General features: G+C 64.4%; 12 protein-coding genes. 4 read left to right on the top strand and 8 right to left on the bottom strand.

The annotated features are described in order from the left end of the window. Window positions 1-81: 81 nt before the first annotated feature. On the top strand, window positions 82-1161 hold the full coding sequence (locus tag I6F20_RS04385) for a zinc-binding dehydrogenase (protein ID WP_225125184.1): 1080 nt from the start codon (window positions 82-84) through the stop codon (window positions 1159-1161). 92 nt (window positions 1162-1253) lie between these two features. Here I6F20_RS04385 and I6F20_RS04380 read toward each other — a convergent pair whose 3' ends face one another. The 8 genes from I6F20_RS04380 to I6F20_RS04345 all read right to left on the bottom strand — a co-directional run bounded on the left by I6F20_RS04380 (window position 1254) and on the right by I6F20_RS04345 (window position 10197). Beyond that, complete coding sequence (locus I6F20_RS04380) at window positions 1254-1958, bottom strand: ABC transporter ATP-binding protein (RefSeq protein ID WP_036010093.1); 705 nt, start codon at window positions 1956-1958, stop codon at window positions 1254-1256. Window positions 1959-1965: 7 nt separating this feature from the next. After that, window positions 1966-3246 (bottom strand): lipoprotein-releasing ABC transporter permease subunit, encoded by a 1281-nt coding sequence (locus tag I6F20_RS04375; RefSeq protein WP_036010095.1) that lies wholly within the window; start codon window positions 3244-3246, stop codon window positions 1966-1968. A 90-nt stretch (window positions 3247-3336) separates the two neighbouring features. Next, the gene (proS, locus tag I6F20_RS04370) at window positions 3337-4656 is read right to left on the bottom strand and encodes a proline--tRNA ligase (protein ID WP_225113118.1); all 1320 of its coding nucleotides are present in this window, start codon (window positions 4654-4656) and stop codon (window positions 3337-3339) included. A gap of 164 nt (window positions 4657-4820) precedes the next feature. Further along, window positions 4821-6383: a copper resistance CopC/CopD family protein gene (locus I6F20_RS04365; protein ID WP_225125183.1), complete on the bottom strand. Its 1563-nt coding sequence runs from the start codon at window positions 6381-6383 to the stop codon at window positions 4821-4823. Continuing rightward, window positions 6383-6901 carry a YcnI family protein gene (locus tag I6F20_RS04360; RefSeq protein ID WP_225113116.1) on the bottom strand — a complete coding sequence of 173 codons (519 nt, stop codon included), beginning with the start codon at window positions 6899-6901 and terminating at the stop codon, window positions 6383-6385. The genes I6F20_RS04365 and I6F20_RS04360 overlap by 1 nt, the downstream gene beginning before the upstream one ends. Window positions 6902-6930: 29 nt before the next feature. Next, window positions 6931-7464, bottom strand: coding sequence for a copper chaperone PCu(A)C (locus I6F20_RS04355; protein ID WP_225125182.1), 534 nt, complete (start codon window positions 7462-7464; stop codon window positions 6931-6933). Between the two features lie 62 nt (window positions 7465-7526). After that, a complete protein-coding gene (locus I6F20_RS04350; RefSeq protein WP_225125181.1) occupies window positions 7527-9737 on the bottom strand; it encodes a TonB-dependent receptor family protein in 2211 nt (736 codons plus the stop codon). Between the two features lie 85 nt (window positions 9738-9822). Then, entirely contained in the window at window positions 9823-10197 is a 375-nt protein-coding gene (locus tag I6F20_RS04345; RefSeq protein WP_193374985.1) for a DUF2946 family protein, read from the bottom strand. A gap of 481 nt (window positions 10198-10678) precedes the next feature. On the opposite strand from I6F20_RS04345, the gene I6F20_RS04340 reads away from it, so the two are divergent. The 3 genes from I6F20_RS04340 to I6F20_RS04330 all read left to right on the top strand — a co-directional run bounded on the left by I6F20_RS04340 (window position 10679) and on the right by I6F20_RS04330 (window position 13763). Continuing rightward, on the top strand, window positions 10679-11083 hold the full coding sequence (locus tag I6F20_RS04340; protein ID WP_036025300.1) for a globin: 405 nt from the start codon (window positions 10679-10681) through the stop codon (window positions 11081-11083). Between the two features lie 142 nt (window positions 11084-11225). Further along, a complete protein-coding gene (locus tag I6F20_RS04335; protein ID WP_036010114.1) occupies window positions 11226-12245 on the top strand; it encodes a sugar ABC transporter substrate-binding protein in 1020 nt (339 codons plus the stop codon). 15 nt (window positions 12246-12260) lie between these two features. Next, window positions 12261-13763 (top strand): sugar ABC transporter ATP-binding protein, encoded by a 1503-nt coding sequence (locus I6F20_RS04330; RefSeq protein WP_225125180.1) that lies wholly within the window; start codon window positions 12261-12263, stop codon window positions 13761-13763. Window positions 13764-13767: the final 4 nt, after the last annotated feature.

The following is a 13767-nucleotide window of genomic DNA, read 5'->3' as shown; positions in this document are numbered from 1 at the left end:
AAATACTAGGATAATACCAGGCCTTCCTGACTTCCGCCAGGGCAGCGCATACGGACCTCACCCGACATCGAGGTGAACATCATGAAAGCTGCCGTACTCAAATCCTTCGGCTCGCCGCTGGCGATCGAGACTGTCCCCGAACCGGTGCTCGGCACCGGCGAGGTCATCATCGACGTCGTTGCGACGCGCGTGCTGTCCTACATGAACGAGGTCTTCGACGGGACGCGCAATTATGCGCTCGACCTGCCCATCGTCCCCGGCCCCGGCGGCATCGGCCGCGTGCGCGCGATCGGTGCGGACGCGACCAGGCTTGCCGTCGGCGACTGGGTGTTCTGCGATCCGACAGTGCGCTCGCGCGACGATGCCGTGGCGCCCGATATCGCCCTGCAGGGCCTGACCGCCGCGGGACCTGGCGGCATGCGCCTGCAACGGCACTTTCGCCACGGCTCTTTCGCCGAGCAGATGCGGGTGCCGACCGAGAACGTCAAACCCCTAGGCCCGATCACGTCCGAGCAGGCGACACAATGGTGCGCGCTGGGCACGCTGCTGGTGCCCTATGGCGGCTTCCTTGCGGCAAACCTTCGCCCGGGCGAGACCGTGCTGGTGAGCGGCGCCACCGGCAATTTCGGCAGCGCCGCCGTCTCCGTCGCGCTGGCGATGGGCGCAGCCTGCGTGGTCGCGCCGGGCCGCAACGAACGGATCCTCGCCGACCTCGTCCGCCGCTTCGGGGCGCGGGTGAAGCCGGTCAAGCTCTCGGGTGACGAGGACGACGACCGTGAGACGATGAAGCGCGCCGCACCGGGGCCGATCGACTGCGTCTTCGACATCATGCCGCCCTCGGTGAGCCCGACTGTCGTGCGCGCGGCAGTCATGACGGTCCGCGCTTACGGACGCGTCGTGCTGATGGGTGGCGTCGGCATGGCGGGCGGGCCGGGCCTCGAGCTGCCCTACCCCTGGATCATGCGCAACTGCATCAGCATCCACGGCGTCTGGATGTATCCGCCCGATGCGGCCAGCCGCCTGATCGCACTGGTGCGTGCCGGGCTGCTGCGGCTGGAAGAGTACGAGACAGAGACCTTCGATCTCGACCACGCCAACGAAGCCGTGGCGCATGCTGCCGCCAATGGCGGACCGTTCAAATTGACGGTGATCAGGCCCTGAATTGTGAGGCGGCGACGGACCGCCGTCTTCGATTTTTTTCGGAAGTCTCACCAAGCACTTGGCTACTGTGCATGGGGTTGTTTTCGAGCTCTTTAGTCGAGTTCGACCACTTGGCCGTTCGACAGCGAGACGCGCCGGTCCATACGGCCGGCGAGCTCCATGTTGTGGGTGGCGATCAGCATCGACACGTGCGTCGCCTTGACCAGTTGCATCAGGGCCTGGAACACGTGCTCGGCGGTGCCGGGGTCGAGATTGCCGGTCGGCTCGTCCGCAAACAGCACGCGCGGCGCGTTGGCGACCGCACGGGCGATGGCGACACGCTGCTGCTCGCCGCCCGACAGCTCGGCGGGGCGATGGGTGATGCGGTCGCCGAGGCCGAGATAACCCAGGATCTCCTTGGCACGCTTGACGGTCTCGGACTTCTTCAGGCCGCGGATCATCTGCGGCAGCATGACGTTCTCGAGCGCCGAGAACTCCGGCAGCAGCCGGTGCGACTGGTAGACGAAGCCGATATCGGTGCGGCGCAGCTGCGTGCGCTCGATGTCGGGCAGTTGCGAGGTCGGCGCGCCCGAGACATAGACCTCGCCGGAATCGGGGGCTTCCAGCAGCCCAGCGATGTGCAGCAGCGTCGACTTGCCCGAGCCCGACGGCGCCACCAGCGCGACCGACTGACCGGCCCACAGCGCCAGCTTGGCGCCGTCGAGGATCGTCAGCGGCACCTCGCCCTGCAAGTACTGCCGCTTTATCTCGTGGAGATAAATGACCGGTACATCTTCTGCCCCCTGCTGCTGCTCCATCAGTCCCTCACTCGTACCGGAGCGCTTCGACGGGATCGAGGCGCGCGGCGCGCCACGACGGATAGAGCGTCGCCAGGAACGACAGCGTCAGCGCCATGATGACGACGGCCGTGGTCTCGCCGACGTCGATCTCGGCGGGCAGTTTCGACAGGAAGTAGAGCTCCGGCGAGAACAGCTCGGTCGAGGTCAGCCAGGAGAGGAATTGCCGGATCGATTCGATGTTGACGCAGATCACGAGGCCGACGCAGAAGCCGACCAGCGTGCCGACCACGCCGATCGAAGCGCCCGTGATCAGGAATATCCGCATGATCGAGCCTTGCGAGGCGCCCATGGTGCGCAGGATCGCGATGTCGCTGCCCTTGTCCTTCACCAGCATGATCAGGCCGGAGACGATGTTGAGCGCGGCGACCAGCACGATCATGGTCAGGATCAGGAACATCACGTTGCGTTCAACCTGGAGCGCGTTGAAGAAGGTCGAGTTGCGCTGCCGCCAATCCACCAGGAAGATCGGCCGGCCCGCCGCCTCGGTCACCGCCTTGCGGAAGGCATCGATCCTGTCGGGGTTGGTCGTGAACACCTCGATCGAGGTGACGTCGTTGCTGCGGTTGAAATAGGCCTGCGCTTCGGCAAGCGGCATGAACACGAAGCCGAGGTCGTATTCGGACATACCGATCTCGAACACCGCGACGATCTTGTACGGTTTTATCCGCGGCGTCGTGCCCATGGGCGTGACTGCGCCCTTCGGCGCCACCAGCGTGATGCTGTCGCCGGCATGCAACGAAAGCTGGTCGGCGAGGCGGCGGCCGATCGCAACGCCCTGCCCTTCGTCAAACCCCTCGAGCGAGCCTTGCTTGATGTTCTTGGCGATCGAGGTGAGGTTGTTGAGATCGTCGGAGCGGATGCCGCGCACCAGGACGCCCGAGGCGTTCCAAGGCGATGACGCCAGCGCCTGACCGTCAACCACCGGCGCCGCGAGCCGGATGCCCTCGACCTGGCTGAGGCGGTCGGCAACGTCCTTCCAGTCGGTCAGCGGCGATTCCAGGGGCTGGACCAGGATGTGGCCGTTGAGGCCCAGGATCTTGTCGAGCAGCTCCTTGCGGAAGCCGTTCATCACGGCCATGACGATGATCAGCGTCGCAACGCCGAGCATGATGCCGAGAAAGGAGAACCCGGCGATGACCGAGATGAATCCTTCCTTCCGGCGCGCCCGCAAATAGCGCGCCGACAGCATCCACTCGAAGGGCGCGAAAGGCGCGGTTTGCACGGTTTCGGTCATGGTCTCATCCATCGCTCGATAATCCCATGATTCGGGGTCAATTGTGGCCGGATTGGCGGCCGCGATATCGCGCGATGAACAATATTCAGCCGATCAGCCTTCTCAGCCCACAAGTCTTGCGACCGCGTCGGCAGGCGACATGGTCTCGCGCGCGCCGTCGCTGCGCCGCTTGATCTCGACCTTGCCGTCGGCGAGCCCCTTCGGCCCGATCATGATCTGCCAGGGGATGCCGATCAGGTCGGCGGCGGCGAATTTGGCACCGGCGCGTTGATCGGTGTCGTCATAGAGCACGTCGACGCCCTTGGCCGTGAGCTCGGCATAGAGCTTCTCGCAGGCCGCATCGACGGCCGCATCGCCCTGCTTCAGGTTGAGGATCGAGACGCGGAACGGTGCCACCGCTTCCGGCCATTTGATGCCGGCATCGTCATGGCAAGCCTCGATGATGGCACCCAGCAGGCGCGAGACGCCGACACCGTACGAGCCGCCATGGATCGGCACGTCGACACCATCAGGCCCCGCCACGAGCGCCTTCATCGGCTCGGAATATTTGGTGCCGAAATAGAAGATCTGGCCGACCTCGATGCCGCGGGTGTTCACCCGCTTGTCCACGGGCACCTCCTGCTCGAACCGCGCGGCATCGTGGACGTCTTCGGTCGCCGCATAGAGCGAAGTCCATTGCTTGATGATCGGCGTCAGGTCGCTCTCATAATCCACGTCCTCGCCCGGCACCGGCAGGTCCAGCACGTCGCGATTGATGAACACGCCGGATTCGCCGGTCTCGGCGAGCACGATGAACTCGTGGCTGAGATCGCCGCCGATCGGGCCGGTCTCGGCGCGCATCGGGATCGCCTTCAGCCCCATCCGCGCGAAGGTGCGCAAGTATGCGACGAACATCTTGTTGTAGGCGACACGCGCCGCGGCCTCGTTGAGGTCGAAGGAATAGGCGTCCTTCATCAGGAACTCGCGGCCGCGCATCACGCCGAAGCGCGGACGCTGCTCGTCGCGGAATTTCCATTGGATATGATAGAGATTGAGCGGCAGGTTCTTGTAGGACTTCACATAGGCGCGGAAGATCTCGGTGATCATTTCCTCGTTGGTCGGTCCGTACAGCAGCTCGCGCTTGTGGCGGTCGGCGATGCGCAGCATCTCCGGGCCGTAGGCGTCGTAGCGGCCGCTCTCGCGCCAGAGGTCGGCGAGCTGGAGCGTCGGCATCAAGACCTCGATCGCGCCGGAGCGATTCTGCTCCTCGCGCACAATCTGCTCGATCTTCTTCAGCACGCGAAAGCCGAGCGGCAGCCAGGCATAGATGCCCGCCGCCTCCTGCCGGATCATGCCGGCACGCAGCATCAGCCGATGCGAGACGATCTCCGCCTCTTTCGGATTTTCCTTCAGGATGGGCAGAAAGAACCGCGACAACCGCATGGTAATACTCTGGGAATCAGTGATCGCCTGCAGTGAAACCGGATTGGGAGCGAAAACACAAGACGGGAATGAGGAAAAGCCGCTAACGCGGCGAAATAGCTGTCATTTTTCCGTTGCCTTCAGGTTTGACTTCAGGAGCACCGTGCTCAGCAAAGCCGGTGAGCCTAGGGCGGCGGCACCTCGAGTTCATCCGCCAGCGTGATCTTCTCGAAATCGCTCACAAGCGCCTCGATCCGCACACGCCAGCGGCCGGCGAAGGGCAGTTCGACCCTGCGCACGTGCCAGTAGCCATCCGGCCCGAGCAAGGCGACCCGTTCCATCGGCTCGATGCCACGCTCAGGCAGACTGAGGGTCAACGTCACCTCTTTGGCCGCCAGGGGCGTCCCCTCGCCGGTCATGAGCTGGAGCACGAAATCGTCCTTGCCGACCTTTCCAGGTGACACCAGCACCTGGAACATCGCCTTGTCGCCGTGGATGTGGATCGCCAACGGCGTCTCCGGAATGATCGTTCGCGGCGGCGGCGTGAAGCGCCAGCCGGCGACGACGGCAAAGATGGCGAGGGCGATCACGCATTCGAGGAGGATCGAGCGCTTGAGGATGGTCTGGGCTCCACGATCGCGGGCGAGTGCCGGAGTGAGGCGGAAGCGGTTGAGCGCCGCAAGTGCGAGCAGCATGAGAACCAGGCCGAGCTTGATCGAGAGGATGAGGCCATAGCGGGTCTCGACCAACGCCGAAACTTTTTCGAGCTGAACAATCGCAAGGGCGAGGCCCGTCAATGCCAGCACGCCGACCGCCGGCATGGCGATGCCCGAGAAGCGCTTCACGACGGCGAGTGTTGCCGGCGTCGGCTTCGACAGCAAAGCCGCGAGCGGAGCAAGAGCGCCGATCCATAGCGCAACGCACAGGCCGTGAAGAAACATCGCCGGGCGCATCATCATTCGAGGCGGCGCCGTTGCGGCATGCCCGCTCATGGCGAGCGACAGGCCCACGCCGACCATGGCAATGATCGCAAGAGCCCGCGAAGACCATGCGCTGCGGAGCGCCAGCAAGGCGAACAGCATCGCGGCGGCAGCAACTAGAAACGCGCGGCCGGCACTGGTTGCCACCGCGACCTTCCAAGGCGCGGCCGTCGCGAGCGCCGCCGGCGGCAGGCCGAGGAGATCGAGACCCAGCGCACCGAGCGACACCACCGCGCTGGAAAGGCCGACCGCGAGCGCCATGCGCGGCACGGTCATGCCGGCCAGAGACCATGATATCCAGCGCGCAAACCACACACCGCCGACGCCTACGAACAGACCGAGATAGAGGCCAACGCGCGCCAGCCAGATCAGCGCGGCCAACCAATGGTCAGTACTCGCGGACGGCTTCGTCTCCGACGGCATGCCGACTGAAAACATCACCGATCCCACGATCGGATGGCCATCCTGCGAGACCACGCGATAGCTGACGACCGCGGTCCCCTCAGGCAGATCCGCCGGCATCTGGATCGAAATCGTGTCGCCGGACGCGCTGACGCGCGTCTCGTCCCGCGCCCTGCCCGTCCCGTCGATCAGCCGGATCGCGCCCGGCGTTACCGGTTCGTTGAACCGCAGCTCGACCATCTTGGGCGCGGTCGCGAGCGTGCTGCCATTCGCCGGCTCGACCGAGATCAGCGCCGCATGCGCGAGCGCACCGCTCGCGAAGCCCGCAGCGAAGAGCAGCGTCGCGAGCGCGGCGAGGAGGCGCATCAGGGTTTCGGCAGGAGCTTGACGCCAGGCGCCGGCGACTTGCCCTCATGCGAATGGCTTGACCCCTCGGTTGGGATCTCGATCCAGCGTCTGACGCCGGTCTCGCATTCTTGAACCACTGGGAAGTACAAGGTCGTGTTCGCCTTGAGCTTGTCGGTCAGCACCGTCTGCATGATGAACTCGTCATAGTTCTTGTCCGGCAGCTTGCCGCCGGACCACGCCACCTCCTTGACGCCGGACGAGAGCTTGTTGCCGTGATAGTCGTATTCCCCCGCATATTTGCCCTCGACGACGTCGATGGTCCAGCCGGCCTTCGGCATCGGCTTCACCGCGATGACCCCTTCCGGAATCTGCACGCGGAGCTTCACCGTCGGCGAGCCCGCGCAGCCATGCGGCACGGTGAACACCGCCTTGTAGGACGCGCCGATTGTGGCTTGCTTGGTCTCGAGAGAGACATGCGCCGCCACTGGTGATGCGGCGACCGCGGCAATCAGAATCAGGCAGGATCGCTTCGACATATTCGGTCTCCCGAGAGTCCAGAACAGTCTCATTTCATCTTCATTCCCGAATGATCCGGCATTTTCTTCATGTCCATGTGACCCGAGTGCCCCCCGCCGCCCGGTGCTTGCGCGCCGACGCCCTGGACGTCGAGGGCAACAGTGATCTTGCCGGCCTTCTCGAACTGAAGCGTCACCGGCACCTTGTCGCCCTGCTTGAACGGCCCCTTCAGCTCCTGAAGCATCAAATGATTGCCGCCGGGGGCGAGCTTCACGGTCTTGCCGGGCTCGATCGCCAATCCCTTGTCGAGCGCGCGCATCTTCATCACGCCGTTGTCCATGGCCATCTCGTGAATCTCGGCCTTGCCTGCGATATCGGCGGACACGCTGACCAGCCTGTCGGCGGCGCTCCCCTTGTTTTCGATGGTCAGATAGCCGCCGGCGACCTTGGCGCCGCCCGGCGTCGCCCGGCTCCAGGCCTGCGAGATGACGAGATCGCCGGCCTTGACGTCGTCGGCTGCGACTGCCGCGCTGGTGCCGAGCAGCATGGCGGCCGCCAGAAGTGATAGCTTGATCCTGTTCATTTGGTTCCCTCGGTTTTGATCTGATTGGATCGGTCGTGGTGGTCTCGGCAGCCCCAGTGCGCTTACCATCGATATCTCATTCCGGTGTAGACCGCCCGGCCGGCGCCTGGCTCGAACAACGCCGACGTCGCCGTGGCGCGATCGATGATACTGGCGCTGGCAATGTAGGTCCTGTTGGTGAGGTTTCGACCCTCGATATAGGCGGAGAACGGTCCGCCATTGTCGAAGCCCGCTTTCAATCCGAGCAGTGCATACGGCTCCGTCGTCAACGTGTTCATACTGTCGACGAAATAGGCCTGCGGCACCCATTCGACGTTCGGACCAGCATAGAACCCGGTCGGATGCTTGTAGAGCAACTCGGCGCGCAAATAGTGACGCGGCGCGCCGGGCAGCTGGTTGTTGCCGAACTCCGTATCGCTGTCGAAGCGAAAATCGTTGTAAGTATAGGCGAGGTTGAGCCACACCTTGTCGGGCGCGCCTCCTGTCACGAAGAGGTGGCGGAAGATTGCTGCCCCTGCCCCAGCCTCGACGCCCTGGTGGAAGGTTCGGTCGGCATTGGTCACGTTGCAATTGCCGAACGCGCTGTACAGGCACAGCAGCTCATCGCGGATATCGGCGCGATAGGCGGTCAACTCCCACGAATAGTCGGGCCGTCGCATGCGGGTCCCGATCTCGTAGGTCGTCGCAATCTGCGGGCGGATGCTGGTGAACGGAATCGTCGGAATGCCAGGACCGCGCGCGCTCTCGCCGAAGCTCGGCACTTCGGCGCTCCGCGAAACATTGGCGAAGGCCTGCCACGTCGGGTCGATCTGCCACAGCAGGCCCGCCTTCGGCGACCAAAGATCAAAGCGGGTTGCTCCCGACTGGTCGCCGTCGCTGAGAAACCGGTCCTGCCGATTGCGGGTCGCATGCAGGAATTGCGTGCCGGCGATGGCGGCGACATTCGGCAGAAAGTAGAAGCTGTCCTCCACGTAAACCGAGGTGTTCTCCGAGCGATCGATCGACGACGACAGCAATGCCCCCTTCTGTCCGGCAATGTTGGCGAACTGCTGGTTGTCGATGCTGCCGTTCAACAGGTTGACGCCCGCAACCAGCCTGTTGCGGTAACCGCCGATGATGCGATCGTCCGTAACCTTCGCGAAGCCGCCATAATCCTTGTAGCGATAATCGAGCCACTGGAAGATCGGATGCATGAGGTGCCGGTCGACGCCGAAAGCGCCGAACTCCAACCTGGTGTCGTCGAATCGGATCGTCGTCTTGTTTGCCAGCCTGATCGTGTCGATGTTGCGCTGCTGGTCCAGCGCAACGTTCGCCGGAGCCGCGGCCTCCGGATTGGTCAAGGCAGACGCCTTGGTGACGGTTCCTGGAATGCGCTGCCGCACCTCGTTGGCGTTGAGATAGAATCGCGTCTCGAAATCCGGCGAGAACTGGTAGCCAACATTGCCGCTCACGCGGTTGCCCGAGCCGAAGCTGTGATCGCGGAAGCCGTCCGTGGCCTGCGTTGATGCGGTGACGAAACCATCCCACGGCCCGTTGGCGCCTCCTGCATTGGCCTGCAGTCGCCTGAAGCCGAAGGCTCCCACGTCGAGCGAGACTCCATTCGGAAATCGGTCGCGTCCCGATGGCGTCACGAAGTTGACGGCGCCTCCCAGCGAATTGGCTCCGAACTGCAGCGCGTTCGCGCCCTTGTACACCTCGACGTATTTGTAGGCGGTCGGGTCGATCTCCTGGAAATCGCCGTAGCCGTCCGCCGTATTGATCGGGATGCCGTCCATGTAAAGCTGCACGCCGCGCAGATGGAAATTGCGCGACAGGCCGGATCCGCGGATCGAAAGCCGGGTGTCGTCGCCCCATTTCGGTTGCGCAAATACGCCGGGCACGTAGTCCAGGACGTCCTTGATCGTGCTGGCGGGAGTCGAATTCCGGTAGGCCTCCGCTGCGACCAGCGCTACGCCGCCCGGCGTCTGGTTGATCTCGCTCAGCGCCTGCTGGGCGGTGAGAACCGCCAGGGCACCAGGGCCAGGGGTCCCTTCGGAAGCTGCCGTCGGTTGCGGACGCGCAGTTGCGGGTGAGCGGGCCCGCGTTGATCGCGCGGCGGTTCGCTGTGCGCGGGCTGGAGAGGCCCGTTTCTCCCGCGGCGCGTCGACTGTGACGGGAGGAAGCTCGCGTCGGTTTTCCTCCGCGATTGCGTTGGATGGCACAACGAGGGCAGAAGCTGAGGCAAGCAGAATTTTGCGTGCGGAAAGCAGTCGAAAGAAGCCTGTACGAGGCATGAGGTCATTCCTGATGCCGGCAGAGAGCCGGTGCATAGCGATCCCGGCACGGCCGAAGCCGGCGCGGAGCTGAAGGTTTCGCGGATCAGGAAATGCGAGGGGGAGCGCGCGCCCAAGCGCTCGAACCGTCGATGGCGGCGAGGACGGGCGCGTTCGCCACGTGCCAGACGATGCGGGCGATGGGGCGGACGGGAGTTGAGAACGCCGCATGGGGCGGCGCGTCAAGCGAAGCGTCAGCGTGCGCGAGGCAACAAAGCGCACATGCGCCAGCTTTTGCGGCCGGTGTCCCGGTCTCGTCGACCGGGCCGCCCTGCTCACTTGCGCTGTGGCAGATGACGCCTGCAGAGAACGGATCGGCCGCAGCCTGGCCGGCCGCGAGACAGGCGGCGATCGGCGCCAGCACCTGCATCACCAGGGCGAGCAGGACCAGAGGCAGGAATTTTTGCAGACGTGCGCGCATCCGCCGGACCATTCGTTCGTGCGCTAACTAATCACTCGGACGCGGCCGAGTCGAGGCCAGTTCCACCGCCTGTTGGGCCCTGCGCAAACTGCTCGATAAATTGTGGTCGGACGACCCCACCCTCCGGCGGGCCGGCATCTGAGGCAGGGAAACCCGCCCGGCCATTCACAAATTTCTTATACCTGTCATATATTTAGGGGGCCGGGAGCCCGATCGTTTCGTCAGTTGCTCCTATTTTGAACATTCGTTGCCGAAAATGATGACAAGTGAGAAAAGTTGATCTAGCATCCCTCTTGCTCAGGCGCTGACCGCGAGGTCGAGGCCTGGTGGTCCAAGTCTCGGGAGGAGCCCCTGGCGCGCAAAACGCAGCGTCGCCCCGTCAATCAAGATCAAATCTTAAGATCGGGGATAATAGGGTCGACACAATTTTTGAGCGGGGCCAGGGCCCCGCTCTTTTTTTGCCCGCGGCGCTGAACCGTCGATGAACGCGGCCTTTCATCCCATCCACGACAGCTTCGAACGTGCGGCCTCGCGCTGCGCCGACCTCACGCCGTTCGTCTATCGACGTCTGTTCGATCTCCATCCGGAAACGCAGGCGATGTTCCGCACGGACGGCGGTGACCTCGTGAAGGGGTCGATGCTGGCGCTGACGATCGAGGCGATTCTCGACTTCGCCGGCGAGCGCCGCGGGCATTTCCGGCTGATCGCGTGCGAGGTCGCCTCGCACGACGCCTATGGCACGCCGCGCGAGCTGTTCAACGCGTTCTTCGCCGTCATCAGGGATGCGCTCCGCGATCTGCTCGGCGATGAATGGACGCCCGAGATCGCGCAGGCCTGGGATACATTGCTCGCCGAGATCGACGCATTCGCCGCCGCGGCCACCTGACGCTTTGCGCTGCACCAACGCGCGGGCTGCGACGACACTGCGGCTGAATGCAGATTGAGTGCGAACAACTCTTGTGAGAGACTTTCGGAGATCGGTAGCGCTACCAATGACGCGCCGACGACAAAATATATGGGAGCGAGCGATGTCCGGGACGAAAGATTTCTCGACGACCAGGCGCGATCTTCTTCAGGCGGCTGCGGCCGCCGGCGCCGGAGCTGCCATCCTCGGCAGCATGGGCATAAACCCCGCACTGGCCGCAGTCGGACGCAGCGAGAAGCCGTTGAAGGCGGCGTTCTCCAACGCCGGCCTCCAGGCCACCTGGTGCGCGCAAGGCAAGCAGGCGGCGGAATTCTGGGGCAAGCTGTTCAATGTCGAGGTGACCTGGTTCGACGGGCAGCTCGATGCGGTGAAGCAGCGCGCGGCGATCGACAACATGGCCTCGCAGAAATGGGACTTCGTCGCGATCCAGGCCTTCGGCATCGGCACCCTCACCCAGCCGGTGCAGAAGATGATCGATGCCGGCACGCCTGTGATCGACATGGACACGCTGATCGCGCCGCTCGATCAGATCAACGTCCATTCCTTCCTCGCTCCCGACAACGAGTTCATGGGCGCTTCGGTGACACAGGCGCTGTGCAACGCCATGGGCGGCAAGGGCAAGATCATCATGACGCAGGGCGCGCTCGGCCACACCGGTGCGCAGGGCCGCGCCAAGGGCTTCAACTCGGTCGTCAAGCAATTCCCGGGCATCGAAGTGCTGGACACCCAGCCGGCCGATTGGGACGTCTCGAAGACCGCCCGTCTCTGGGAGACCTATCTGACCAAATACCCGCAGATCGATGCGGCCTTCTTCCACAATGACGACATGGCGCTGGCCGCCGCCAACATCATGAAGGCGCGCAATCGCACCAACATCCTGATCGGCGGGGTCGACGCCATGCCGCCGGCGATCCAGGCGGTCAGCGAAGGCCGCATGTTCGCGACCGTCCGCAATCCGTCCTGCCGCATCCATGGCGGCGCGATCGTCGCGGGCGTCTCCGCCGTGGTCGGCGGCGAGAAGAGCGGACAGGGCATCCCGAAGAACGTCGTCACCGACGGTCCGGTCGTGACCAAGGCGAACGCGGCCGGGATGCAGTGGATGCAGGATCACTTCCTGATCTGAGCGTCCAGATCTTTCATGAGCGTGGGACAACAGCCCATCCTGGAACTGCAGGGCATCACGAAGAGCTTCGGCGGCGTCGAAGCGCTTCGTGGTGTCGACTTTGCGCTTTATCCCGGCGAGATCCACGGTCTCGTCGGCGAGAACGGCGCCGGCAAGAGCACGCTGATGAAGATCATCGCCGGCGTGCACACCGAGTTCTCCGGCCGCTTCCTGGTCGACGGCCAGGAGATGCATTTTCGCTCGGCGCGCGATGCGCATGCCGCCGGCATCGCCATGGTGCACCAGGAGCTCAGCGTCGCGCCCGACCTGACGGTCGCGGAGAACGTCTTTCTCGGCAACCAGCCGACCAACGCCCTCGGCCTCGTGCAATGGCGGCGGATGGCGCGCGAGGCGGGCGAGCAGCTCGCCCGCTTCGGCATCGACGTCGATCCGATGGCGCGGCTCGGCGACCTTCCGATCGGGCTGCAGCAGTTGATCGAGATCGCGCGCGTGCTGTTCTCCGGCGCGCGCATCGTCATCCTGGACGAGCCGACCTCCGCCCTCTCCCCGCCCGAGGTCGAGCGCCTGTTCAAAGCGCTCCGGCGGCTGCGCGAGCAAGGTACTGCGATCGTCTTCATCTCGCATTTCATCGAGGACATCCTGCTGGTGTCCGACACGGTGACCGTGTTCCGCAACGGCCGCAAGGTTGCGGAGACGGCGAGCGCCGCGACCAGCAAGTGCGCGCTGATCGAGGCCATGATCGGCCGCGGCGGCGAGGCGCTCGAGCACAGCTACACCGACGACCTGATGCTGCCGCAACCGAGCGACAGCAAGGTGATTCTTAGGGTCGATCAGCTGTCGCTGTCCCGCAGCCTTCAGGACGTCTCGTTCGAGGCCCGCGCCGGCGAGGTGCTCGGCATCTATGGCTTCATGGGTTGCGGCCAGCAGGAGCTGTCGCGCGTCCTGTTCGGCAAGCTGAAGCCGGACGGCGGGACGCTTGCAGTCGAAGGCGTGACGAAAACGTTCGCCAGCACGGCGGCGGCGCGCCGCGCCGGCGTGGCGCTGGTGCCGGAGAGCCGGCGCGACATGCTGTTCCACCAGGAGCCGGTCTACAAGAACATCTCGATCAGCATTCTCGACCGCATCTCCTCGCTGCTGCTCAAGCCAGCGCAGGAGCGCGACATCGCCAAGCGCCAGGTCGAGCAGCTGCAGATCAGGCCGCCAGTGGTCGGTCTCGATCTCGGCATGCTCTCGGGCGGCAACCAGCAGAAGGTCGCGCTGGCGAAATGGCTGACCTATCCGCCCAAGCTGCTGGTGCTGTGCGAGCCGACCCGCGGCATGGATGTCGGCGCCAAGAACGACGTCATCAACATCGTGCGCGACCTCAGAACGAAGGGGCTCGCGATCATCGTGCTGTCGACCGAGCCGGAAACGGTGCTGTCGCTGGCCGACCGCATCCTCGTGCTCAAGCGCGGCGCATTGGTGCGTGAATTCAAGAACGAGCCGGTCAGCAAGGACCGCCTGCTGGAAGCGGCGTGACGGA

Origin of the sequence: Bradyrhizobium sp. IC3123, from assembly GCF_020193625.1 — a bacterium.
GTDB lineage: Bacteria > Pseudomonadota > Alphaproteobacteria > Rhizobiales > Xanthobacteraceae > Bradyrhizobium > Bradyrhizobium yuanmingense.
The sequence above is the reverse complement of the archived record's forward strand: the minus strand, read 5'-3'. Positions and strand labels throughout refer to the sequence as shown.

Excerpts from the sequence above, each read along its gene's own strand:
- I6F20_RS04385 (WP_225125184.1), top strand. The coding sequence starts at position 82 with ATGAAAGCTGCCGTACTCAAATCCTTCGGCTCGCCGCTGGCGATCGAG.
- I6F20_RS04380 (WP_036010093.1), bottom strand. The coding sequence starts at position 1,958 with ATGGAGCAGCAGCAGGGGGCAGAAGATGTACCGGTCATTTATCTCCAC.
- I6F20_RS04375 (WP_036010095.1), bottom strand. The coding sequence starts at position 3,246 with ATGGATGAGACCATGACCGAAACCGTGCAAACCGCGCCTTTCGCGCCC.
- proS (WP_225113118.1), bottom strand. The coding sequence starts at position 4,656 with ATGCGGTTGTCGCGGTTCTTTCTGCCCATCCTGAAGGAAAATCCGAAA.
- I6F20_RS04365 (WP_225125183.1), bottom strand. The coding sequence starts at position 6,383 with ATGCGCCTCCTCGCCGCGCTCGCGACGCTGCTCTTCGCTGCGGGCTTC.
- I6F20_RS04360 (WP_225113116.1), bottom strand. The coding sequence starts at position 6,901 with ATGTCGAAGCGATCCTGCCTGATTCTGATTGCCGCGGTCGCCGCATCA.
- I6F20_RS04355 (WP_225125182.1), bottom strand. The coding sequence starts at position 7,464 with ATGAACAGGATCAAGCTATCACTTCTGGCGGCCGCCATGCTGCTCGGC.
- I6F20_RS04350 (WP_225125181.1), bottom strand. The coding sequence starts at position 9,737 with ATGCCTCGTACAGGCTTCTTTCGACTGCTTTCCGCACGCAAAATTCTG.
- I6F20_RS04345 (WP_193374985.1), bottom strand. The coding sequence starts at position 10,197 with ATGCGCGCACGTCTGCAAAAATTCCTGCCTCTGGTCCTGCTCGCCCTG.
- I6F20_RS04340 (WP_036025300.1), top strand. The coding sequence starts at position 10,679 with ATGAACGCGGCCTTTCATCCCATCCACGACAGCTTCGAACGTGCGGCC.
- I6F20_RS04335 (WP_036010114.1), top strand. The coding sequence starts at position 11,226 with ATGTCCGGGACGAAAGATTTCTCGACGACCAGGCGCGATCTTCTTCAG.
- I6F20_RS04330 (WP_225125180.1), top strand. The coding sequence starts at position 12,261 with ATGAGCGTGGGACAACAGCCCATCCTGGAACTGCAGGGCATCACGAAG.